Source organism: Undibacterium sp. 14-3-2 (genome assembly GCF_016595265.1).
GTDB lineage: Bacteria > Pseudomonadota > Gammaproteobacteria > Burkholderiales > Burkholderiaceae_D > Undibacterium > Undibacterium aquatile.
This window is the reverse complement of sequence record NZ_JAENGS010000005.1, coordinates 1-22,285: the sequence shown is the minus strand read 5'-3', so window position 1 is coordinate 22,285 and position 22,285 is coordinate 1. Positions and strand designations below refer to the sequence as shown.

Here is a 22,285-nt window from a genome sequence, read left to right as displayed (position 1 = left end):
TATGGTTTGCATTAGATTGTTTGATATATAAGTTCAATTACATAAGATCAATAAAATCTACGAGGATTTCTCAGTTAGCGCCGTTAGCAATCGTGTTTAGAACGACTGATCGTCATTTTTTTGCCCATGTTAAAAAAAGAAAACCTCCCCAGCAGTTTCCTGTTCATTCCATGGGTCATTCTGATTTTTGGATTGGCGCTTACTTATGCACTGCAGGATACGCCCCGTGAGGCGAATCGTCAGGCGCTGCACGATGAGTTCGAATACAGATCAAATGAGATCATTGACAATATCAACCGACGATTGCAAAACTATGAACAGGTTCTGGAAGGTGTGGCAGGTCTGTTTACCGCTTCCCATAAAGTCACTCAGGCTGAATTCAGCCGTTACGTAGAGACGCTGAAGTTTGAAGATAAATTTCCGGGCATTCAGGGCGTGGGTTTTGCCCGTTTTGTTAAGTCGAAAGAAAAAGCAGAGCACATCGCCGTCATGCGCGCGACCGGATCAAAAGAATACGATATCCGGCCATCAGGTGAGCGCGAGATATACGCTCCGATTACTTATCTGCAGCCGCCCAACTGGCGCAATCAACGCGCAATCGGCTATGACATGTACTCGGAAACCGTTCGTCGTGCTGCGCTGAATAAGGCAACAGAGGAAAATACAGCCATCATTTCAGGTAGGGTAAAACTGGTACAGGAAACTGACCAGGACGTGCAGGCGGGCTTTCTCATGTATATGCCCATTTACCGCTTGCATAGCAAGCATGCCAACATCGAAGAGCGGCACGAGAATATTGAAGGTTGGGTGTATGCGCCATTTCGCATGAATGATCTGATGACAGGGATACTCGGTCATCGTTTCGACGAGAGCAGCTCGCCTTTTCATCTGCTCATCTATGACGGCAATTCAATTGACAAAAGTCAGTTGATGTTCGAGTCAAAACAAATCACAGAGAACAATAACTCTGCTTTTCGTACGACGAAGGTATTGAATCTATTCGGGCACGAGTGGAGTATCGTCATTAGTTCATTGCCAACGTTCGATGCCAGATTGAAAAGTGACAGGGCAAATATTATTGCTGCGACCGGCAGTATCGCCAGCATACTCTTAGCGATCGTGGTGTGGCTGTTGGTCACTGGACGCTCCCGCGCATTGGCAATCGCACGCAGTATGACGAGTGAATTAAGACAAAGCGAAGCGGAGCAAAAGAAACTCAATCGAGCACTAAGACTCATCAGCGACTGCAATATCGCGCTATCACGTAGTGAAAACGAACATCATCTGTTGTCCGAAATTTGCCGCTTGTGCGTAGATAATGGTGGTTATCTGATGGCCTGGGTTGGCTATGCAGAAGAAGATCAGGCGAAAACAGTACGCCCGGTTGCGCAAGCTGGCTATGAAAGCGGCTATCTGGAAACGATTAATATTTCGTGGGGTAACAATCAACAGGGACAAGGCCCGACTGGTACCGCAATCCGGACAGGTACGCCACATATTATTCAGAATATCCTGACGAATGCCAGTATGGCGCCGTGGCGCAAAGCTGCGTTAGAACGCGGCTATCAATCCAGTGTTTCCTTACCGCTGATCTGTGATGCAAAAATTCTCGGTGCTTTGAATATTTACTCTTGTGAAGCAGATGCCTTTGATCCGGCAGAAGTGCAGCTACTGGAAGAACTGGTTGATGACATAGCTTATTGCATTGTCAGCTTACGCACGCGTGCAGAAAATGCAGAAACCAGAGAGAAACTGGAATTCCTGACGAATTTCGATCCCTTGACCAATCTGCCAAACCGCTTGTTGTTACGCGATCGCTTTGATCATGCAGTCATTGTCGCCAACAATGAAAACATGACGGTCAACATGCTCTATCTCGATCTTGATCACTTTAAACAAATCAATGACAGTCTGGGCTACGGCATCGGCGACCAGATACTGCTAGAAGTGGCAAACCGTTTGCAGCATAGCATTCCGGCGACAGCCACGATGAGTCGTCTGAGTGGTGACGAATTCGTGATTCTGCTTACGGGAAAATATGATGTTCCGGGAATTGCAGAGGTTGGCAATACGATCTGCGAGGCATTTTCCACACCATTCACCATCAATAACGATGTCGTGAATTTGTCCTGCTCAATCGGGATAGGACTTTATCCTATCGATGGCGATGATTTCGACACCTTATTAAAACACTCTCACACTGCTTTAAATAGTGCAAAAGAAGCAGGGCGCAATACTTACCGCTTCTTTACACGCGATATGAATGCAGGCCTGGTCGAGCAAATCCGTTTAACCGGAGGCTTATCCAGCGCAGTACGCAATAATGAGTTCGTGCTTCACTATCAACCTCAGATTGATATCAAAAGCGGAAAAATCATCGCTGCGGAGGCGCTGATACGCTGGCAACATCCGATGGATGGACTGATTGCACCCGGTAAATTCATCGGGCTTGCCGAGCGCAGTGGTCATATTATTCAGATCGGTGAATGGGTCATCAACGAAGCATGTCGCCATGCGCGGGCGTGGCAGGATAAATATCCTGTGCCACCAGTGGTAGCAGTCAACCTCTCGGCATTGCAATTCAAACGCGGCGATGTCCTTAAAATCGTCAGTAATGCACTTGCTGTTTCCGGCTTGCGGCCAGAACTTCTGGAACTGGAGCTGACTGAATCAATTCTGCTGCAGGACGTCGAAACAACTATCAAGTCTTTACACGGTTTGAAAGAATTAGGCATCAAACTGTCGATTGACGATTTCGGAACCGGATATTCCAGTTTGTCCTATCTGAAGCGACTCTCTGTCGATAAGCTCAAGATAGATCAGTCATTTGTCCGGGATATGCTGAGTGATTCTGATGGAGCATCTATCGTCAAGGCCATCATTCAATTAGGCCATACCCTACAGTTATCGGTCATTGCGGAAGGCGTTGAAACCGCCGAGCAACTAGCCTTTCTGGAAACGTCAGCTTGTGACGAGGCACAAGGATACTTATTCAGCCATCCCGTGCCTGTTGAACAGTTTGTGCAATTAATCGCGCAGGATGAGCGTAGATAACGCGTAAAACTCGGTGGGTAAAAGTGGCAAGCATATAAATACAAACCAATGAAATGACAGAGACACGATGAAAAAGAGCGCTTTTATTTGTGATGCAGTGCGTACCCCGTTTGGCCGTTACGGTGGAGCCTTATCCGGGGTCAGAACAGATGATCTGGCGGCCTTACCCATTAAAGCGCTGATTAGTCGCCATCCGTCACTGGATTGGAGCAGGGTGGATGATGTGATTTATGGCTGCGCAAATCAGGCTGGTGAAGACAATCGGAATGTCGCCCGTATGGCAAGCCTGTTAGCAGGGCTGCCTGTGGAAGTGCCCGGTAGTACGATTAACCGTTTATGCGGTTCCAGTATGGATGCACTGGGGGTGGCTGCGAATGCGTTAAAAAGCGATAGTTGCGATCTCATGATTGCTGGTGGCGTAGAAAGCATGTCGCGCGCACCCTTTGTCATGAGCAAGGCGGACAGCGCCTTTTCACGTGCAGCAAAAATAGAAGATACGACCATCGGCTGGCGCTTTATCAATCCTTTAATGAAGTCCTTGCATGGAATCGATTCCATGCCGGAAACAGCAGAAAACGTTGCTGCGGAGTTTGGCATTTCCCGCGCCGATCAGGATCTGTTTGCGCTATCGAGTCAGTTACGCGCAGCTCGCGGCCAAAAAGAAGGTGCATTTCAAGATGAAATTATTCCAGTCGCATTGCCGCAGCGTAAAGGCGAACCAGTTGTTTTCGGTCAGGATGAGCATCCTCGAGTGACCAGTCTCGAAGAGCTGGCAAAATTGAAGGGGGTGGTGCGTGCCGATGGCTCCGTGACTGCGGGTAATGCTTCGGGTGTAAATGACGGTGCGTGCGCACTGTTGTTGGCTTCGGATACAGGTATTGCGCATTTTGGCCTGACACCTAAAGCACGCATCATCGCAGTAGCTACGGCCGGTGTCGCACCGCGGATCATGGGTTTTGGCCCGGCACCGGCAATTCGTAAAGTGCTGGCGAAAGCGAATTTAGCGTTGAATCAGATGGATGTGATTGAACTTAATGAAGCCTTTGCAGCACAAGCGTTAGCGGTAATACGTGATCTCGGTTTGCCGGATGATGCCGAGCACGTCAATCCTAACGGCGGCGCCATCGCACTGGGACACCCATTGGGAGCATCTGGTGCACGCCTGGTGACAACGGCGATGTACCAATTACATCGCACCAATGGACGCTATGCCTTGTGCAGCATGTGTATCGGCGTCGGGCAAGGGATTGCCATGATAATAGAACGCGTATGAATCTGAGACTAATCGATACTCAGAAAGTAGACGGCGCTCTAAATAAACAAACCTTTTACTTTCATTTAAGATAATAATATTATTGCAATTTTCATATAATTCACTCACCTGAATGCCGCTGTGAATACCGATTGTTTCACCAACATCAAAACTCTAGCAATACCTGGCACGGATTGAGGGAGGTTTAGAAGTTGACTGATTGGGATTAGACTCTAATTCCGTGTGCTACTCAAATGTGGGGAGACGTCGTAGGGTCTGCATCCGTTCGGCCGATGCAAATAGTGTCCGTACTTTCTCTTGAATATACTCGCTGAGCGGGACCTTACTCACCTCGCTGAAGTCTCGATCGCAGACAGGGCAAGTCTCGTCAGAAATGAAAGATGTAAGCTCGGCCAGTGCCGATCCAAAACTCCCAGTGGTCTTTGATAAAAGAGTAACTTTTCCATCTATCACGTCACGCCGACGCATCACTACATTGCGCTCATCTAGCGCTACTGCATGTCATGCTAAACGAATAGGCGGAGACGACTGTTTGATCCTATATGCTCTTAACTACCACATTAAATTTGAAAATCATTTTCAAAAAAAACTTGCCATTGGATTAAATTTAAATTTAAATTTGCAAAAACCTTATTTAATTATTTTTATTTCCGCAATTTCGTGCCAGTTTCCCTATAGTCGCCAACGAGACTTTCGATAACTTCTCTAGCAATATTTGTCTCTTGCAGCGTAAGAGTTTCCACAACCAAGACCAATTGACCACTCGATATTGCATCCTGAATTAGATCTGCAAACCGACCTTCTTTGTGGCTTGCATTCGTGACACTACCCGCTGTTGCCCCGATCAAAGCACCAAGACTGGCTCCCCATCCCAGCATGACTAAAGGGGCGATTAATGGACTAGCGATAAATAAACTAATGTTCGCCGCTACCAGCGCTAGTTCGCCAATTGCACCGATACCGGTGCCGACCGCGGTTCCAATAGCGCCGTCGACGAGAACATTCTCTAGTACTTCATTGCTTTCTGATTCCAAATTTGACTTATACGGTGTAGAGCATGTGTCAAATATGCGAACTTGTTCGAGTGGAAGTCCTCGCTCTACCAATTTAGTGCGAGCATGTTCGGCTTCCTCGTCATTGGAAAAAAAGCCTGAAACGTGGTGATGATATTCATTCATATTTTTAATTCTTTCTGCATATGGTCTCAGGCCGATTAATCTGATTCGAAATCTTAATTTTGATTCTTGTTGCTCGAGGTATTGACATGCTTCTACACACGTTTTCCGATCTCAATCAGCTAGGTCCACACGTTAAAAAAATTCCTCACAGTTCCAAATTTGTCTGAATAGCTGGACGTCAGGTTAAATAAATAAATTGATCATATCTGTGCGGTAGCGCACCGGATATAGAGCCAAATTCAAATAAAGTTAATAAAGTGGTTGATGGCGCGTGTTAAAGCACCATAGATTAATTTTCACATTCTCATATAAGTAGGTTTGTTAATCAGTGAGTTGAATGAATTCAGATTGGGATCATAGCAATGACGTTTCGGTCTCCTGAGCAGCACCGCATAAAGTCTATAGGCTAGTTACGTGCAGCGGTACTGGGCGCAAATGATGGGATCGTATCGACGCAAGCCTTATCGTCGGAGTAGCGTCGGCACATGTCTCTCATCGCAATATTTTACTTACTGGTGTAGCAGGTTTGGTTTCCGGTGCGATGTCTATGGCTACTGGCGAATACGTATCTGTCTCCTCGCCAGCAGATACAGAGCAAGCGGCGTTGGCGTCGGCACGTAGTTTTTCTATTGGTGCGGTGCTTCCGCTTACCGTTACTGTATTGCTGCACGAAACGTGGTTGATCAAGGGTGTTGTGTTCGTTGCATTGGTATCGCTTGCAATCCTTGGTGGATTGGCGGCGAGAGTAGGTGCTGCAAAAATTTTCCCTGGCGTGTTGCGAGTAACGCTTTGGAGCGCGTTGGCAATGACTATCACCTCAATTGTTGGGACTTTATTTGGAGGTGTTTAATGCAACGGCAAATACAACTTTTCAATCTCGCCGTCAAATGTGGCGGACATCATACTTAAGTCGGTAATCAATGAGGAAATTCATGATGAACAATGATCAAGACGAAAAGACCAATCCTGATGAAGTGGATAGTCCTATGCAGCATAAGCATGATCAATTGTCAGACCAAGCCCAAGAAAAGCCCAGGAAGATCATGAAACAAGCTTTCAAGGATTTAGAACACGGCCTGGTCGATACCGATATGCATGGCGAACGGGGTGTTGAAGAGGTAGTTAAAAATGAAGTAGTACAACGATTTAAAGGAGTTGCAATGGAACATATTTTACCAACGCTGCCATATCCGCTTTCTGCGCTAGAGCCGCATATCTCAAGAGAAACCTTGGATTATCACTATGGCAAACATCACAAAGCTTATGTTGATAATTTGAATGCCTTAATAAAAAACACGGAATTTGAACCGGATACTCTGGAAGAGATCATTAAAACCTCATCTGGCGCTATTTTCAACAACGCCGCTCAAGTGTGGAATCACACTTTCTATTGGCATAGTTTGCAACCAAGTGGCGTTGGTAAAGCCATTGGTAATTTGGGTGAAGCAATTATTGCTAAATGGGGCTCTTTCGATCGTTTTAAGGAAGACTTTACGAAATCATGTGTAACTAATTTTGGTTCTGGTTGGACGTGGCTAGTCAAAGAAGAGAACGGGCAGCTTGAAATTATCAGTACTAGCAATGCCGTTACGCCGATCACTGGATCTGCGATACCTCTGTTGACTTGTGATGTATGGGAGCACGCGTATTACATTGATTATCGTAATGCCCGTCCCAAATATATCGACGCATTTTGGAATTTAGCGAATTGGCATTTTGCCGATGAGAATTTTTCTTAATTACTAGCCCTTGGAAATATTGAGCATCAAAATAAAATGATGCTCAGCTATTTATGTTTTGGTGTGTCACCGCACGGATGTGCGTATGTACTTCTGGCACGATGAAAGAACGCCGAGAATTGCACGTTTTTTTATCTCATGCAAACTACGCCGAGAATATGATTTTTCATACGTTAACCAGGAGTCCTCATTGTCAAATTTTGAGATCGCAGTCGTTGTCGGAAGTCTACGCAAAGATTCTTATAACGAAAGGCTTGCACACGCCATTATTAAATTTGCGCCGCCAGATTTTCAATTTAAATTTGTAGAAATTGGCGATTTACCGCTTTACAACCAAGATTTTGATTCCACGCCAGCACCGTCCGTTGCACGTATGAAGGGCATAATTACAGCTGCTAACGGCGTTCTATTTGTGACGCCGGAATATAACCGATCTATTCCAGGTGTCCTAAAAAATGCGATTGATCATGGTTCGCGACCTTACGGTAAGAGCGTCTGGGTTGGTAAGCCTGCGGGCATAATCGGTGCATCCATTGGTGCCATTGGTACTGCGGTAGCCCAGCAAGAATTACGTAATATCCTCGCCTACCTAGACATGCCAACGCTTGGCCAGCCAGAAGTGTTTCTTAATGCCACAGACGGCTTGTTCGATGAAAATGAAAACATTAGCCTCAAATCGGAAGAGTTTTTAAAAACCTGGATGAATGCGTATGTTAATTGGGTGAAAAAGCATGCGGTTTGAACGCCGATATGCCTTACATTTTTCTTATTTTTTCTGGTGAATTTTTTTGGGTGATCAAAGCCTCAGAGAGTAAAGACGTAGGTAAGCATGCATAAGCTTCTATAAATGAATCGAAGCTCAGAATCTTATTTGAAATACCGTGAATAAATTTTTTAAGCTCTCATCACCGCCATTTATTTCTCAATAGAGGATTACCCAATGAAAAAATTCTTCACGGGAGTCGCTGGGCTTGTTCTGCTATTGCTCGTCGTCGTGGTTGGATTCTCATGGCCACCGGCGCTAGCAGATGTCGAACAAGTTCAGACAAGTTTTTTCTCAGCGGAGCAAATCAACAAAGGCGCCATACTTGCTGGTATCGGTAATTGCGCTGCATGCCATACCGTGAAAGGTGGAGGCGAATTTGCAGGAGGCTTACCTATCGTTACGCCGTTTGGTCGAGTCTATTCAAGTAACATCACACCAGATCCCGAAACGGGCATCGGGCGATGGTCACAAGAAGCGTTTAAACGTGCACTTCATGACGGTGTTCGGCAGGATGGTGCTAACTTATTCCCTACCTTTCCATATACCTATTTCTCTCACATCAAAGACGATGACATCAGCGCGCTTTACGCCTATTTCATGACGCGACCACCGATTCAATCTGTATCAATAAAAAACACCTTGCCTTTTCCTTTGAACATTCGCGCTCTGCAGACATTCTGGAAATGGCTTTATTTTGATAAGTCACCTCTGCTTCCGGATGTGAATAAAAGCGAAGAATGGAATCGTGGCCGCTATTTAGCCGAAGGAGCAGCACATTGTGCGGCATGTCACACGCCACGCAATAGTTTGGGAGGCGAGCGAAAAAATGCTTCCTATGCTGGCGCAACTATTGATGGTTGGTATTCTCCAGCGTTGACTTCGGCAAATCCCGCATTAGTGATTTGGAGTGAATCGGAAATATATGCCTATTTGCGTTACGGAAAAACACAACTCCATGGAGTTGCCATCGGACCAATGGCTGAGGTCGTACATATTGGCTTGGCCAAAGCAACGAACGCAGACGTGCATGCGTTGGCTGCATATTTTTCTGATTTAAACGGCGCGACGCAAAATGCGCAGAATACATTGGCGATTGACGCTATCGTTGCTAAGGTAACGGCGCAGTCATCACAAGTTTCGAACCTCTATAGCGATCATGGCGCCGCCCTCTACGTCGCTGCGTGTGCATCATGCCACTCTAATAGCGCTACATCAACGAATCCATCGCGGCCTGAGCTAGGATTTTCCGCTACATTATTCGCGCCCGATCCGACTAATTTTTTGCAAGTGATTTTATATGGCATAGATAGAAAAGATGGTAGCTCCGCAATGATGATGCCAGGTTTTGAAACGGCCTTGACCAATACCGATATCGTACAAATGGCCGCTTATCTTCGTCGAAGTCGGACTACGCAACCTCCATGGTTAAACCTGAAAAACGACATTGCTACCATTCGACGTGCTCATCAACCATGAATTGCTTATATCACTAGCACAAAAAATAAAAGGATGAACACGATATGACCCAGTTTTCAATCAATGGTAAAGATGTCGATATCGATGATGACCCCGCAACCCCATTGCTTTGGGTGATTCGCGATCATATCGGTCTAAAAGGTACTAAGTTTGGGTGTGGCATAGGTCTATGTGGTGCCTGTACCGTACATATCGATGGACGTGCCGTGCGTTCGTGTATTACATCGTTGGCCGGAGTGCAGGGCGCACATATTGTAACGATAGAAGGACTTGATCCTCTAGGCCAACACCCCTTACAAAAAGCATGGATTGAAACACAAACGCCGCAATGTGGATATTGCCAATCGGGACAAATCATGCAGGCTGCTACGTTGCTCAACGACTACCCAAACCCTACTGATGCCAACATCAACGCAGTCATGAGTGGCAATCTATGCCGTTGCATGGCATATATCCGCATACGTAAGGCGATCAAAATAGCTGCATTGGAAATGTCCGAGGTGCATCCGCATGTTTAAGTTGATGAAGCATTTGCGGATTGGAGGAGATGTTGGAGATACTAGACTCCCGTCTCTTGGTCGGCGTGGATTTTTAATTTCAGCAGTAGGTACAGGATTTTCACTCACCTTTTTGCGCGCAGATCAAAGTTTTGCTGAGGATAGTAGTACTGCGATCAGTGCGACAGCTGTTTTTGATCCAAGCATTTGGTTTGAGATTAATCGCGAAGGTATCGTCACGGTTAATATCGCTAAGGCCGAAATGGGGCAACATGTGGGTACGGCATTAGCACGCATTTTAGCGGACGAATTAGAAGCTCGTTGGGGTGATGTCCGTTTGAACTACGTCAACAGTGATCCTAAATGGGGCACCATGGTGACAGGTGGGAGTTGGTCAGTATGGCAAAGCTTTGACGCTTTGAGTCGTGCCGGTGCAGCCGGACGTATTGCATTAATTGAAGAAGGTGCAAAACTTCTGGGCGTTGATCCAATTCATTGTGTGGCTCGTGACAGTATCGTTCGTGCAGCGAATAAAACAATTAGTTATGCCGAGATTGTCGGTCATGGGAATCTTGTTCGTCAGTACACGCCTGAGCAGTTGAAGGCCTTGACCTTAAAATCGCCAGACCAGCGTCGTCTGATCGGCAACGCTGCTGCAGCGCTTGACATACCATCGAAGACGGACGGTAGCGCTATTTACGGCATTGATGCGATGGCTGTAGGTATGGTGTATGCACGCCCACTCATCCCACCCACCCGTTATGGATCAAAAGTAATTTCAATTGACGATAGCTTAGCCAGAAACGTCAAAGGGTATATAAAATCGATTGAACTCATCGATCCATCGGATACTGTACCAGGGTGGGTAATGGTCTTCGCAGACTCGTTTGCAGGTGCAATTCGTGCAGCCGATCTTGTTAAAGTGAATTGGGCTGCTGGTAGTCGTGCCAATGTTTCTGAGAGAAATATTTTGGATCATGGCACCAATTTGATTAATGAGCAGTACGGCGGTTCTTTGGTCGTTGCTGATGATGGCGTAGCGTTGGCATTTTCAAACGCGAAGCTTATCGTCGATCATACCTATACCACCAGTACAGTCTTGCACTTCCAATTGGAACCGGTGAATGCACTCGCTTTAGAGCAAAATGGTGTGTGGCATATTCACACTGGTAATCAGTGGCAATCATTAATCCTCCCCGTGTTAGCTAAAGCCTTGCAGGTATCTGAAGATAAAATTTTGATGCATACCTATTTGTTGGGGGGCGGCTTTGGGCGCAGATTGAATGGTGACTATGCAATCCCAGCTGCGCTTGCTGCAAAAGCGCTGGGTCGACCAGTGAAGATGGTCTGTACCCGAGCCGATGATGCACGCTTTGATTCACCACGTTCGCCATCGGTGCAGCGCTTACGTTTGGCATTTGACCAGCAAAATAAAGTCATCGCGATGCAACATGACGCATGTGCCGGTTGGCCTACTCAGGTAATGATTCCCTCATTTATGCCAAAAGGAAAAAATGGTGTGCCGTATGATCCGTTTTCGATTTCTGGTGCCGACCATTGGTATTCTGTCGGAGCGCACCAAGTGCGTGCACTATCTAACGATCTTGCCAACAACACTTTTCGCCCCGGATGGTTACGCTCGGTTGGGCCAGGATGGACAAATTGGGCACTCGAGAGTTTTATTGATGAGGCAGCCATTTCCGCCAAGCTGGATCCATTAGCTTTTCGTTTATCGTTATTGGACGCTACGGGTATTAACGCTGGCAGTGTACCCAATGCTGTTGGTGGCGCTAGTCGGATGGCGAATGTATTGCAACGTGTTGCAGCCAATGCAGGCTGGGGAAACGTGATGCCAGCCGATACCGGAATGGGAATTGCCAGTACGTTTGGTCAGGAACGCGATATGCCAACCTGGAGCGCATGCATAGCCAAGGTGAAGGTCGATCGACTTACCGGTTTGGTTAGCGTTGAAAAGATTTTTTTAGTCATTGATGCCGGTACTATTATTCACCCAGACGGCGCATTAGCTCAAGCCGAGGGCGCGGTATTATGGGGACTAAGCATGGCCTTGCATGAGGGAACTCAATTTGAACACGGACAGGTGCGCGATACCAATTTGAATACTTATACGCCGCTTCGGATGGCTGATGTCCCAGAATTAGAGATTGAATTTGTGACGAGTACAGAAGCTGCGACTGGTATGGGCGAGCCACCGACCACGGTAGTGGGGCCTGCAATTGGGAACGCTATCTTTGCAGCGATAGGGGTTCGCCTTCGGCATATTCCAATTCGTCCGGAAGAAGTGTTAAAGGCTTTGGGGAAAATACAAGCTGCGCCATCGGAAAAATTGGGAGGCTAAGCCATACAAAATTCCTTTGAGCGTATCGTGTATCCGAGTAAAAACGTGCGCTCGCTTTTTTGAGAAAGTGGCAATCACTCTTTCGGCATCGCTAAATAGTCAGTTGCCAATAAACTTACCTTTGCTAACCAGATTGCGTGCTCTTTACTATGTGGTCCGTTGTAAATTGCGCTTGCCTCGCTCCAACCAGTACCAGTTGCACTTGCATAAAAGTGAACATCCAGCATCGATTTCCAAAGTAGTTCTGCCGCCGCGAAGTCGGCTTTTTCTAAAAAAGGCGCCAATGGTATATGAGCTGTCCAAGCATATTCATCTAATCCGTACAGCATAAAGGTTGTTGTATGGTAATCGGCAATATCTTTGATAGGCAACTCAAATACTTGAGCATACGTCGACATATTTTTTGCGTATGCTTTGCGATAGGCAAAATCATTTTTGATTAAGGTCTTTGCAAGATCTTTCCAATCTTGTTCAGACAATGATAGGTTCATTTCTTTTGCCCGCATTCGCGCATAACCGTTGGCGATTACTCCGCTCAAGGTATCATTTCGCACAACTGCCAGAGCGAGTTTGGCGTACTTCACGCCTTGACGTACGAGAGTAATCCAATAATTTTCGCAATCGCCTTTTTCGGCATAGCTGCTAAGTATTTCAACTTGGCGAGCAATTCTATGAGTGGTAAGCGGAGTCATTGGTTTCACCATGTATGGGCTAAGCTAAAAGAGTATTTATTTTGTCCTCTCTCTGCCAATGTCGATGTTTGGCGATTGCGGCAATAAAGTCGATTGTTAATTGCTCCAGAGTGATGTCTCTCCCTAGCAGGACACCAATGGAAGCTTCGCTGACACCAACGGGATCTTGTGATCCGCATGCAACATCAACGATGTCACAACCCTCATCACTTGCTGCGATGGTTTTGCAATGTCGATATGCCTCTCGGATAAAATCTATTGCATAGCCGTTGCCAGTAAACGCATCGATAATTTTTGCTCCGCCTGGAATATATACCGCATCAAACATAACGGAACTTGTGGTTAGATAGGAATGATCAACCTTGATGTCTGTACCATCCCTGCTCGTCACTTTCCCACCTGAAGGAGCAATGATTTTGCTATAGGCACCTAAATCTGCTAGCGCCTTTTGTATCGAAAAGAGTGTTTTCTCGTCGACACCGTCAGCAGCCAAGATAGCAACACGACGTGTTTTTATCGTCTCATCTTGTTGGTTTGCCATACTCAAAGCGGGTGATTTCGGCAGCGATAAATTAGTACGTTTAGACTGATAGTCTTTTGGATTAGCATCGGCCGGGAAGCTGCCGTTAATTGGAAGTCCAAGAGGCACGATCATGCCTAAACCTTTTGCGACTCGCGTAGTGAGGTCGGCATTTACTTGCGCCAACATCATCAAAATTCGCTCGCAGATCACAGTTGATTTGACTTTGCCTAGTTCAAACTGTAAAGCTTGGACAAGATGTCTTTGCTCCCAAATCGCCAGACTATTGAAAAATAATGCCGCCTGACTAAAATGATCTAAAAATTTATCGTTTTTCGCTCGCTGTTTCACTCCACTCGTCGACTCAGCAGTGCTCACGAAACCACCAATATTAGCGCCTGCCTGCATTGGGCAACCTCCAGCTAAGGAATTTGGCGCATAGCTTACCTGGCCCTTATTGATGGTTTGACGCATATGACCATCACGCTGATTGTTATGTACGGCAGCGATCGGTCTATTAATCGGAATTTCATTAAAATTTGGACCGCCCAGGCGGGACAACTGTGTGTCCGTATAGGAGAAGAGGCGGCCTTGTAGAAGTGGATCGTTAGTGAAATCAATACCGGAAACAAGATGTGCAGGATGAAAGGCGACCTGCTCCGTTTCAGCGAAATAATTTTCCGGGTTACGGTTCAAGACCATTTTACCAATGCGTATCACTGGCACTAACTCTTCTGGTATTAATTTTGTCGCATCTAGTAAATCGAAATCGAATTTATGCTCGTCTTCCTCGTTGACTATCTGTACGCCAAATTCCCATTCCGGGTAGTCGCCATTTTCGATGGCATCCCACAGGTCGCGTCTTTGGAAATCAGGATCCTGCCCGGATATCAGGAGCGCTTCGTTCCAGATAACCGAGTGAACGCCAAGCAGAGGTTTCCAATGAAATTTTACAAATGAAGATTTCCCATCTAAGTTGATAAATTTAAAGGAGTGAACACCGAAACCCTCCATCATACGCAAGCTACGTGGAATCGCTCTATCGGACATGATCCACATAATCATGTGTATCGATTCAGGCATGAGCGAAATAAAATCCCAAAACGTATCATGCGCAGAAGCAGCTTGAGGCATCTCATTATTTGGTTCAGGTTTAACTGCATGTATAAGGTCGGGAAACTTCAATGCATCTTGAATAAAAAAGACAGGCATATTATTTCCGACCAGATCATAGTTGCCTTGATTTGTAAAAAAACGTACTGCAAAACCGCGGACGTCACGTGCAAGGTCACTTGAGCCGCGAGAGCCTGCCACGGTAGAGAAACGGACAAATACTGGCGTCTTCGTTTGAGGATCTTGTAGAAATACTGCTTTGGTTAATTTCTCTTGCGATTCATAGACTTGAAAATAGCCATATGCACCAGCACCCCTGGCATGAACTACACGTTCCGGAATACGTTCATGGTCAAAATGCATTATTTTTTCACGGAGCAAAAAATCTTCTAACAATGTCGGCCCACGGTTGCCTGCCTTTAGTGAATTTTGGTCGTCGTTAATCCGAAGCCCCTCATCGGTCGTGAGGTATTGGCCTACGTCAGTCTCAGAAAAAGCGTTGATGTCAATTTGCTTGGTGTCACCGCTTAATGGTTCTATTTTTTTCATATGCGCTTCCACTAGTTAAATCAGAATTCAGACACAAAAGCGAATAGTAGGAGACGGTTGAAAATAATTCAGTGTGTTGGGGCACAGACATACGAGGACTAATTTGCCCATTACTGTTTTCGGTATAGTGCTTGCAATAAGGGAGCGATTGATAATGTAGCGTTCATAAAAAGCAAAGGGTTGGTTCGCTTGGTTAAGTCGTCTACTCATCTTTTTATCCGTCATATGTCTGATAGCGCACTGATCAAATTTTAAGCCTACGTAAGCATGAAAATATCAAAAGAGATATGCATTGAAAGATCGTATTTTTTGGATATTTAGAAAATACCAATGTTAACTTACCTTACTTAATTTGATAGAAATCAGCGTCAGATTTCAAACCTTGCCCTCTACTTCTAACTGAGCCAGTACAGGTTCAAAAGATTCAGGAATATCATGAGAAAACAACCACCAGTGAAACATGAGGTGTTGTCTGATGCGGTTAAGAATAATATCGAGAATATTGCAAAATATTATGACCGCGAAGAAGAGAAAATTTCAGGTCCACAGAGTGTGATTGAATTGATCAGCTCATTTTTCGGAAGTACTGTTTATTTTTTTGCTTCGTGATGTTTGTTCTCAGTTGGGTTGGCGTGAACGAATCTGTATTGCTGGCGGGATACGTTCCCATTGATCCTCCTCCATTTCTTTGGTTGCAAGGGCTGCTTGGTTTAAATGGTGTGTTAATCGCGATTGCCGTTTTAACCCGGCAGAGTCGCATGACTAAGATTACAGATATTCAGGTTCATCTCAGCCTACAAGTTCATTTGTTGACAGAGCAAAAAGTAACAAAGGTATTGGAGCTTTTAGAAGCATTACGTGAAGATTTGCCAGGTGTCAAAAAACAGAGTTGATCCGGAACTCACCGCAATGCAGGTGGACACTGATCTTGGCGCTGTTCTGGATGCCATAGAAGCAAAGAAAGTCGAATCTAAGCGGTTGTAATTGACAACGCATTCCTTATCGCTCAAATGATGAATTATTGGCTTCGATCTGAGGGGTAAATACCTAAAACATCGTTCTTTCTCTCTGTGGTGTCGTTGAATTGCATCTTCCAACTTTTTGAGAATTTGCATTTTTATGTTCGCAACCGTACGGATGAATCTTCACCAGAACTTCATACTTCTAGCTCCACACTCTACGAGGTATCAAAATGATTAACGAAAACTTAAATATGGAAATCACTGAAGCACCAAACTTGACATCCAGTACTGAAAATGGACCAGGCCCGGAATTGATGGGGGCTCATACGCTTATCGGCGACAATGTCGTTAATCAGGCAGACGAACATCTGGGAAGTATTAAAGAAATTATGTTAGACATGAAAACGGGTCACGTGACGTATGCGGTCGTTGCTCATGGCGGTGTTTTAGGAATCGGAGAAAAGCTATTTGCAGTGCCTTGGTCGGTTTTAAATCTAGATGCCATTAACAAACGGTTTGTGATGAATATTGAGAAGGAACATTTTGAAAATGCCCCTGGATTTGATAGCGATCATTGGCCGGATATGGCAAATCCGAGGTGGGTAGATACTGTGCATCATCATTACGGGTTGACTACGTAACTGTACTCTAAATGAATGAAGATGAAATTCAAGAGCACACAACAGGCATAGCCGATTTATTGAGAGAAGCACTTTATCAATATAGTGAGGTTATAAATGCATCCATTTGAACCAGGAAATTCCCAATGAAGCTCGGTATGATCGGATTGGGTCGCATGGGGCAAACTTGGTGCGACGCTTGAGCAAGGATGGTCATCAGTGTATCGTTTATGACGTCAATCCGGCAATTTCAGAAGCATTCGCAGTGGATATCATTGCGGGTGTTTCTGTTGCCCCTTCGCTTGAGGAGATGCTTGCACAATTAAACGAGCCGCGGATTGTATGGATTATGATTCCCGCCAGTGTTGTGGGACAAACCATTGATAAGTTGGCGACTTATCTTACACCCGACGACATCATCATTGATGGTGGCAATAGTTATTATCGTGACGACATCCTGAGAGCCAGTATGCTTAGTTCTTTGGGCATTCATTACATTGATTGCGGTACCAGTGGTGGCGTGTTCGGCTTAGACTTTGGTTACTGCCTTATGCTTGGTGGTGTGGAGAAGATCGTTAGTTATTCAGATTTCTTATTGGTCACAGGCTAAAGATTAAGCTAATAAATACATGCCATCTGTTCGATGGCACACAGACAGTACAGACATAATTGCGCATGATGTATGCGTACAACTCAGTTAGACCACTTGAAAATTGGGTTAATGAGAGTGCACAAAAACTAAAAAAATAGTAATGAAGTAAATCGATCTTCCAAAGAGCAGGGAACAGGCGTAGCAAACGCCTTGTTGCTCTTCTTTTATAACCAGGCTTAACGAGAAAATGAATAAAAAATCGATTACTTCAAAATCAAAGAAGCCGCCCCACGGTCAGACCAAAATTATTCCGCAAGAGCAGCTAGAGAAATCAAACTCTGAAGATGACGTGGATAAAGCGTTGGACGAAGCCTTGAAAGAAACATTTCCTGCCAGTGACCCAATTGCCGTGGATGCAGACATTTCGCTACACGGGAATATCGCATCAAAAGAAAAGAAAAAATAGCGGTATTAATTTCAGTAAGCATCATGCAGTAAGCCTCGTATAGCTTGCTTCAGGTTTACGACCAAAAAAGAGCGACAGGAGATGACGAGGCGATCAAAGTCATGCAAAGCGTATAGCCAGTGGCTTGGCGACATGTGAACTTGATAGGCAAGTTCGATTTTAAAGCCGAAATGCCCATTATCGATCTGGATGCGTTAGCGGCTCGATACGCGGAACTTGGATATTGGCGCACGTCGTTAGAGGAAGGTGATGAGGGCTCACTGGCCTAAAATTGTTTCAATTAAGAAACTTTGACCTTTTCGAGGGGATGGGCAAATTTAGCCCCTTTATAGCTGCCGTTATCTAAAAAATAGTCCCAATATTCTAGTCGTAACGTTGCGCTCAGCGTTTTCACACCAATTAACGTAGAGTCCCCTTTTCTTGCGCACTCAAAGCTATCTTAGTCTGATTTGCAGTCCTGAAATCCCATCTCCTTTGCTTCTTCAATACGCCCTGAAAGTTTGTATCCCTCGAAGTCGAGCGTGCTAAGTCGGCGTACATATTCCGTTTTTTGAATAGCACTCTCTTATCGAAGAAAGTGGCGCAATGTTGCTTAAGAACTGAGGCGCTTAGGGCCTGATAACATTTAAATTACGTGTAGCAAAATGGAGGCAGACCACAAGAGAAGGGAAACGCAATTGCTGTTATGATCCGATCGCAACCATTGCGTAACGCCGGTGCGTACGTGGGTAGATGCAAAAATACTGACTCCCCAGATATCAGATGCGTGGCGACGACGCGGGTATCAATTACTTAGTTAACTTTTTGGCGAGAATTTCCTGAATCCCGGCCAACCCTCTTAACTTCTCAACATGAGCGATTTAAACTAGCGACTATTGTTCGGAAAAATTTCATGCAGTAGTCGCCAGTTGGAGAACTGAGAACACTTTCAATCAAAAAAATTGTTCGTTCACAGGTTACCTACGCCACCATCAACTTGCAGTTCCGTACCGACGACAAAGCTGGACTCATCAGAAGCCAGGAACACAGCAGCTTTTGCCAATTCCAACGGCGTGCCCAAGCGACCGATGGGGACAAGATTCTTGATCTGCCCACGCAAGACTTCCTCTTCCTGTGGTGGTAGACCTAATTTGCCCAGCGCAGCAGTCTCGGTCGGACCCGGGCTTAAGCCGTTGACCCGAATGCCGCGTCCGACCAGTTCACCAGACAAGGTCCGCGCCAGTGACAGCAATCCCGCCTTGCTGGCGGCATAAGCGCTACTTTGAGGCAGGCCGATATGTGCGCTGACCGAGCCACACAGAATGACGGACGATGGATTTGCCAGCAAGGGCAATAGGGACTGGATGAGGAAGAACGGGCCTTTCAGATTGATGTCCATGAGCCTGTCATAAGCGGCTTCATCCCATCCCTGTAACGGGCGGTGCGTCACATCGCCCGCATTCACATACAGCACATCAAGGCGCGGCCAATGTTGTGCAATCTGTTTCGCCAGCGCGCGTTGATCAGCCATGTCGCCGGCATCGCTCTGGAAAAGCAGTACCGAATCGCCCAGTTCTCGGCCTATGTTCAACAGGGTGTTTTCGTTTCGTCCTGTGATGGCTACCCTGGCTCCTTCTTTCAAAAACTGGCGCGCTGTTTCCAGACCGATGCCACTGGTGCCACCAGTGATCAGAGCATATTTGCCTTGAAGTCTTAACATACCGTGTTAATCCGCTGAGTTGAAAGCAACATTATCTAATCAGTAGTATTCTTTGCATAGTAGACACCTTATGGATACTAAAAGAGGAAATAGATAGTTATGGCAATGCTCAAGAAAGTGTGTGCGCAGATAACGTCCGCAGAAATCCGACTTGCTGACCGTTGCCCGATGGTGGACTTCGTGAACCTGATCTCCGGCAAATGGGCCATTCCCATCCTGTACAGGTTGATCGTCATCGACAAACCAATACGTTTCAGCGATTTACAACGTGCGGTGGCTCCTATCACGCAGAAGGAGCTCACCCGGCAACTGCGTTTGTTTGAGCAGCGCGGACTGGTTTGCCGCACGATCTACGCCGAAGTCCCGCCACGAGTGGAATATGAAATTACCGAGTTGGGCAAGACGCTGCGGGAGACGCTGGACTCTCTTGCCGGCTGGATGCGGATCCATGGGGATCGGTTGAGACGCGAGTGATGCGACTCCAAGCTAGTTTGCCAACACCTGCCAGCGTTTACAATGCATTTTTTCGGCAATTTTTCCGACATTTGCGAGGATTTCGCTTGCTGGTCTCTGACTAATCATTGCTATCTCGTTCGCTGCCATGATGACTATGATCATAGGGGATTCATCCAACAAATGTAAAACATTCGCTATCCGGTTACTTGGTACCTGTCCAGTCAAAAAAATCTGCTTCAACTCTTCTTCGGATAGCTGACTGCGATAGCTCACATTGCTGGTATTCGCCGCCATCCAGAGCCACTTTTTTGGATTACGGGTTGTAACGGGCTTCAGCGTGTCAAATTCCAGGTCGAGCAGCCGATAAATCGAATACGGATCATTCCGATCATTCTCGGCAGCAAGCCACTGTGCTTGATCCAACGTCAGTCCAAGCTCGTGACAGCGCTGTTCAATTATCTGGTGAATTTCTTTCCGCACTGACATGACTCACTTTTTAATACCTTATGCGCTGGTTCCATTTTGTTAAATCAAAATTGCTTGAGTGAGATGTGACTTAACTACGTTTGAATCAAGATCCAACGACTGCCTCTCTGCTGCGAGCTGATCATTTGCACAATCGACAGACAGTTGCCAAAGGTCGCGGGTGAGGGCGGCGACTGGATCCGGTAGCGCAGAGACGGCCTGCGTACGCTTAAGCTTTAAGAGGTCCGCATACCAAAGGGAGATATCACGTTGGACATCGCCGTCACTGCCTTTCTTGGCGCCAGTGGACGCGATTGTCCATTCACGAACCAAGCCAATGGATGGCTTTTTTCCTTCTGCAGCGAGTGCATCACAGGCAGCCCAACTCAAATTCTGACGTTCTGACATGGCTTTTCCTTTGAAAGAAGTCAGAGGAAGCATATCGGATATCTTTGATTTTGTAATTAAACTTACGTAAGTAAGTAGTAATTAAAATTCTTTAAATTCGCTGCTAATCGAGATTACGCCAATAATCTCGACTTCTATTTAAAAGTGCGCGAATATGGCATATTTGGCTCACGAATCCTGTGGAACACACATGCCTAATGAACTGGCGCCCACGACGTCGAAAAGCACGAAGACCGAGCTTGGACGGTTTTTACTCTGGTGTCAGTCTTGTCAGTTCACGTTGGCCAATCTTCGGGTTGAAGATCTGGTTGCCTATAAAGACTGGCTACGGGATCCGCAGCCAGCTGAACAGTGGATCTCGCCGACCCGTTGGCCACGACAAGATCCGCGGTGGCGGCCATTCTTCGGTCCGCTGTCGGAGCCCAGCGTACGCCAAGCGTTTCGCGTGGTGAAGTCGCTGATGACCTTTGCCACCAATGCCGGGTACCTGAACCGCAATGCCTGCAGCCTGGTGAAAAATGTAAAGACCAATCGGGAAGCAAGGGTTACACGATACCTCGGCGGCCGTGCAGTTGAATGGGTCTACAAGGCGATCCAAGGTTTGCCCGCCGGGACGCCGGCAGCTGATCGCGCAAGGCGCGAGATTGCTTCCTTTTTGTCGCGTTCCTGACGACCGGCGCTAGGTTATCTGAACTGGCTGCAGGGAGAATGGGGGCGCTATATGAAGAGGAAGATGGACGCTGGTGGCTTGATGTGCTTGGAAAAGGCAACAAGCCGCGTCGGCTCCCGGTAGCTCCCGAAATGCTCAACGCGTACAAGACCTACCGCTTGGCATTCGGACTTTCGGCGACGACCACCAAGGACGATGGCATACCTTTGATCCTCAACAGTCGAGGGAAGGTATTGGTGGGCGTGACGGATGTAGCGGCGGCCGATTCGATGAAAAGACTGTTTGCAATGGCCGCTGGCTTGGCAGACCGGGATGGAGATGGCGATTCGGCGGCCGCCCTGCGGAATGCCTCAGCTCACTGGCTCCGGCACACGATGCTGACGAAGCACGCAAATAATGAAGTGGCTTTGAAAACGCTCCAGGACAACGCCGGCCACGCCAACTTGTCGACGACCGCAACTTATCTCCACAAATCGGATATCGAGCGGCACGATGAATTGGTCACATCGATCGCCGTCAGCCAACGTCATTTTACATAATATAAATTATGCGAATGACGAGTAGTTTACAAAGTGTCGCGTATCATAACAGCGCTCGAGCACTCGGAAAGCGCTCGGAACTAATTTAGATACATTTTGGGAAGTAAATTAGATACATCGGCATTTCGCACACATGTATCACATTTACTTCCACAGTAGAATCGGGAAAACATATCAAATCGATCACGCACA

At 46.4% G+C, this 22,285-nt stretch carries 22 protein-coding genes and 1 pseudogene; 16 read left to right on the top strand and 7 right to left on the bottom strand.

Going from position 1 to position 22,285, the window contains the following annotated elements:
* Nucleotides 1–126: 126 nt before the first annotated feature.
* Nucleotides 127–3,054 (top strand): EAL domain-containing protein, encoded by a 2,928-nt coding sequence (locus tag Undi14_RS12075; RefSeq protein WP_200180520.1) that lies wholly within the window; start codon nucleotides 127–129, stop codon nucleotides 3,052–3,054.
* Between the two features lie 67 nt (nucleotides 3,055–3,121).
* A complete protein-coding gene (gene pcaF / locus Undi14_RS12070; RefSeq protein ID WP_200180518.1) occupies nucleotides 3,122–4,327 on the top strand; it encodes a 3-oxoadipyl-CoA thiolase in 1,206 nt (401 codons plus the stop codon).
* A 225-nt stretch (nucleotides 4,328–4,552) separates the two neighbouring features.
* On the opposite strand, the gene Undi14_RS18535 is transcribed toward pcaF, so the two are convergent.
* Together Undi14_RS18535 and Undi14_RS12060 are read right to left on the bottom strand one after the other, a co-directional pair.
* Nucleotides 4,553–4,795, bottom strand: a complete 243-nt coding sequence (locus Undi14_RS18535) for a hypothetical protein (protein WP_200180516.1) — start codon at nucleotides 4,793–4,795, stop codon at nucleotides 4,553–4,555.
* Between the two features lie 176 nt (nucleotides 4,796–4,971).
* Complete coding sequence (locus Undi14_RS12060; RefSeq protein WP_200180514.1) at nucleotides 4,972–5,505, bottom strand: hypothetical protein; 534 nt, start codon at nucleotides 5,503–5,505, stop codon at nucleotides 4,972–4,974.
* Between the two features lie 425 nt (nucleotides 5,506–5,930).
* On the opposite strand from Undi14_RS12060, the pseudogene Undi14_RS12055 reads away from it, so the two are divergent.
* From Undi14_RS12055 to Undi14_RS12030, 6 genes and pseudogenes are all read left to right on the top strand, one after another.
* A pseudogene (locus Undi14_RS12055) lies at nucleotides 5,931–6,355 on the top strand (VIT1/CCC1 transporter family protein).
* Nucleotides 6,356–6,665: 310 nt separating this feature from the next.
* Entirely contained in the window at nucleotides 6,666–7,244 is a 579-nt protein-coding gene (locus Undi14_RS12050; protein ID WP_200180868.1) for a superoxide dismutase, read from the top strand.
* Between the two features lie 190 nt (nucleotides 7,245–7,434).
* A complete protein-coding gene (locus Undi14_RS12045; protein ID WP_200180866.1) occupies nucleotides 7,435–7,986 on the top strand; it encodes an NADPH-dependent FMN reductase in 552 nt (183 codons plus the stop codon).
* Between the two features lie 198 nt (nucleotides 7,987–8,184).
* On the top strand, nucleotides 8,185–9,486 hold the full coding sequence (locus Undi14_RS12040) for a cytochrome c (RefSeq protein WP_200180512.1): 1,302 nt from the start codon (nucleotides 8,185–8,187) through the stop codon (nucleotides 9,484–9,486).
* Nucleotides 9,487–9,530: 44 nt separating this feature from the next.
* Nucleotides 9,531–10,004, top strand: a complete 474-nt coding sequence (locus tag Undi14_RS12035; RefSeq protein ID WP_200180510.1) for a (2Fe-2S)-binding protein — start codon at nucleotides 9,531–9,533, stop codon at nucleotides 10,002–10,004.
* Nucleotides 9,997–12,342 (top strand): molybdopterin cofactor-binding domain-containing protein, encoded by a 2,346-nt coding sequence (locus Undi14_RS12030; protein WP_234030572.1) that lies wholly within the window; start codon nucleotides 9,997–9,999, stop codon nucleotides 12,340–12,342. The genes Undi14_RS12035 and Undi14_RS12030 overlap by 8 nt, the downstream gene beginning before the upstream one ends.
* Before the next feature lie 74 nt (nucleotides 12,343–12,416).
* Here Undi14_RS12030 and Undi14_RS12025 read toward each other — a convergent pair whose 3' ends face one another.
* Both Undi14_RS12025 and Undi14_RS12020 read right to left on the bottom strand, forming a co-directional pair.
* The gene (locus tag Undi14_RS12025) at nucleotides 12,417–13,034 is read right to left on the bottom strand and encodes a hypothetical protein (protein ID WP_200180508.1); all 618 of its coding nucleotides are present in this window, start codon (nucleotides 13,032–13,034) and stop codon (nucleotides 12,417–12,419) included.
* A 19-nt stretch (nucleotides 13,035–13,053) separates the two neighbouring features.
* Complete coding sequence (locus tag Undi14_RS12020) at nucleotides 13,054–15,216, bottom strand: catalase (protein WP_200180506.1); 2,163 nt, start codon at nucleotides 15,214–15,216, stop codon at nucleotides 13,054–13,056.
* Nucleotides 15,217–15,651: 435 nt separating this feature from the next.
* On the opposite strand from Undi14_RS12020, the gene Undi14_RS12015 reads away from it, so the two are divergent.
* The 5 genes from Undi14_RS12015 (at nucleotide 15,652) to Undi14_RS11995 (ending at nucleotide 17,856) form a co-directional block, all read left to right on the top strand.
* Nucleotides 15,652–15,825: a hypothetical protein gene (locus Undi14_RS12015; RefSeq protein ID WP_200180504.1), complete on the top strand. Its 174-nt coding sequence runs from the start codon at nucleotides 15,652–15,654 to the stop codon at nucleotides 15,823–15,825.
* A 23-nt stretch (nucleotides 15,826–15,848) separates the two neighbouring features.
* On the top strand, nucleotides 15,849–16,109 hold the full coding sequence (locus Undi14_RS12010) for a DUF1003 domain-containing protein (RefSeq protein WP_200180502.1): 261 nt from the start codon (nucleotides 15,849–15,851) through the stop codon (nucleotides 16,107–16,109).
* A gap of 320 nt (nucleotides 16,110–16,429) precedes the next feature.
* Nucleotides 16,430–16,819 (top strand): PRC-barrel domain-containing protein, encoded by a 390-nt coding sequence (locus tag Undi14_RS12005; RefSeq protein WP_200180862.1) that lies wholly within the window; start codon nucleotides 16,430–16,432, stop codon nucleotides 16,817–16,819.
* Nucleotides 16,820–16,925: 106 nt separating this feature from the next.
* Nucleotides 16,926–17,408 carry an NAD(P)-binding domain-containing protein gene (locus Undi14_RS12000; RefSeq protein ID WP_200180500.1) on the top strand — a complete coding sequence of 161 codons (483 nt, stop codon included), beginning with the start codon at nucleotides 16,926–16,928 and terminating at the stop codon, nucleotides 17,406–17,408.
* A gap of 229 nt (nucleotides 17,409–17,637) precedes the next feature.
* Nucleotides 17,638–17,856 carry a hypothetical protein gene (locus Undi14_RS11995; protein ID WP_200180905.1) on the top strand — a complete coding sequence of 73 codons (219 nt, stop codon included), beginning with the start codon at nucleotides 17,638–17,640 and terminating at the stop codon, nucleotides 17,854–17,856.
* 949 nt (nucleotides 17,857–18,805) lie between these two features.
* Here Undi14_RS11995 and Undi14_RS11990 read toward each other — a convergent pair.
* Nucleotides 18,806–19,555 (bottom strand): SDR family oxidoreductase, encoded by a 750-nt coding sequence (locus Undi14_RS11990; protein ID WP_200180498.1) that lies wholly within the window; start codon nucleotides 19,553–19,555, stop codon nucleotides 18,806–18,808.
* 99 nt (nucleotides 19,556–19,654) lie between these two features.
* Here Undi14_RS11990 and Undi14_RS11985 point away from each other — a divergent pair, with 99 nt between their 5' ends.
* Nucleotides 19,655–20,029, top strand: coding sequence for a helix-turn-helix domain-containing protein (locus tag Undi14_RS11985; RefSeq protein ID WP_234030570.1), 375 nt, complete (start codon nucleotides 19,655–19,657; stop codon nucleotides 20,027–20,029).
* Nucleotides 20,030–20,041: 12 nt separating this feature from the next.
* Here Undi14_RS11985 and Undi14_RS11980 read toward each other — a convergent pair whose 3' ends face one another.
* Nucleotides 20,042–20,491 carry a hypothetical protein gene (locus Undi14_RS11980; RefSeq protein ID WP_200180496.1) on the bottom strand — a complete coding sequence of 150 codons (450 nt, stop codon included), beginning with the start codon at nucleotides 20,489–20,491 and terminating at the stop codon, nucleotides 20,042–20,044.
* Between the two features lie 45 nt (nucleotides 20,492–20,536).
* Nucleotides 20,537–20,884, bottom strand: a complete 348-nt coding sequence (locus Undi14_RS11975; RefSeq protein ID WP_200180493.1) for a DNA-binding protein — start codon at nucleotides 20,882–20,884, stop codon at nucleotides 20,537–20,539.
* A gap of 190 nt (nucleotides 20,885–21,074) precedes the next feature.
* Here Undi14_RS11975 and Undi14_RS11970 point away from each other — a divergent pair, with 190 nt between their 5' ends.
* Both Undi14_RS11970 and Undi14_RS11965 read left to right on the top strand, forming a co-directional pair.
* Nucleotides 21,075–21,554: a hypothetical protein gene (locus Undi14_RS11970; protein WP_200180491.1), complete on the top strand. Its 480-nt coding sequence runs from the start codon at nucleotides 21,075–21,077 to the stop codon at nucleotides 21,552–21,554.
* A complete protein-coding gene (locus tag Undi14_RS11965) occupies nucleotides 21,551–22,093 on the top strand; it encodes a tyrosine-type recombinase/integrase (RefSeq protein ID WP_200180859.1) in 543 nt (180 codons plus the stop codon). The genes Undi14_RS11970 and Undi14_RS11965 overlap by 4 nt, the downstream gene beginning before the upstream one ends.
* The last annotated feature ends 192 nt before the right edge of the window (nucleotides 22,094–22,285 follow it).

Excerpts from the sequence above, each read along its gene's own strand:
- Undi14_RS12075 (WP_200180520.1), top strand. The coding sequence starts at position 127 with ATGTTAAAAAAAGAAAACCTCCCCAGCAGTTTCCTGTTCATTCCATGG.
- pcaF (WP_200180518.1), top strand. The coding sequence starts at position 3,122 with ATGAAAAAGAGCGCTTTTATTTGTGATGCAGTGCGTACCCCGTTTGGC.
- Undi14_RS18535 (WP_200180516.1), bottom strand. The coding sequence starts at position 4,795 with ATGCGTCGGCGTGACGTGATAGATGGAAAAGTTACTCTTTTATCAAAG.
- Undi14_RS12060 (WP_200180514.1), bottom strand. The coding sequence starts at position 5,505 with ATGAATGAATATCATCACCACGTTTCAGGCTTTTTTTCCAATGACGAG.
- Undi14_RS12050 (WP_200180868.1), top strand. The coding sequence starts at position 6,666 with ATGGAACATATTTTACCAACGCTGCCATATCCGCTTTCTGCGCTAGAG.
- Undi14_RS12040 (WP_200180512.1), top strand. The coding sequence starts at position 8,185 with ATGAAAAAATTCTTCACGGGAGTCGCTGGGCTTGTTCTGCTATTGCTC.
- Undi14_RS12035 (WP_200180510.1), top strand. The coding sequence starts at position 9,531 with ATGACCCAGTTTTCAATCAATGGTAAAGATGTCGATATCGATGATGAC.
- Undi14_RS12030 (WP_234030572.1), top strand. The coding sequence starts at position 9,997 with ATGTTTAAGTTGATGAAGCATTTGCGGATTGGAGGAGATGTTGGAGAT.
- Undi14_RS12025 (WP_200180508.1), bottom strand. The coding sequence starts at position 13,034 with ATGACTCCGCTTACCACTCATAGAATTGCTCGCCAAGTTGAAATACTT.
- Undi14_RS12020 (WP_200180506.1), bottom strand. The coding sequence starts at position 15,216 with ATGAAAAAAATAGAACCATTAAGCGGTGACACCAAGCAAATTGACATC.
- Undi14_RS12015 (WP_200180504.1), top strand. The coding sequence starts at position 15,652 with ATGAGAAAACAACCACCAGTGAAACATGAGGTGTTGTCTGATGCGGTT.
- Undi14_RS12005 (WP_200180862.1), top strand. The coding sequence starts at position 16,430 with ATGGAAATCACTGAAGCACCAAACTTGACATCCAGTACTGAAAATGGA.
- Undi14_RS11995 (WP_200180905.1), top strand. The coding sequence starts at position 17,638 with ATGAATAAAAAATCGATTACTTCAAAATCAAAGAAGCCGCCCCACGGT.
- Undi14_RS11990 (WP_200180498.1), bottom strand. The coding sequence starts at position 19,555 with ATGTTAAGACTTCAAGGCAAATATGCTCTGATCACTGGTGGCACCAGT.
- Undi14_RS11985 (WP_234030570.1), top strand. The coding sequence starts at position 19,655 with ATGGCAATGCTCAAGAAAGTGTGTGCGCAGATAACGTCCGCAGAAATC.
- Undi14_RS11975 (WP_200180493.1), bottom strand. The coding sequence starts at position 20,884 with ATGTCAGAACGTCAGAATTTGAGTTGGGCTGCCTGTGATGCACTCGCT.
- Undi14_RS11970 (WP_200180491.1), top strand. The coding sequence starts at position 21,075 with ATGCCTAATGAACTGGCGCCCACGACGTCGAAAAGCACGAAGACCGAG.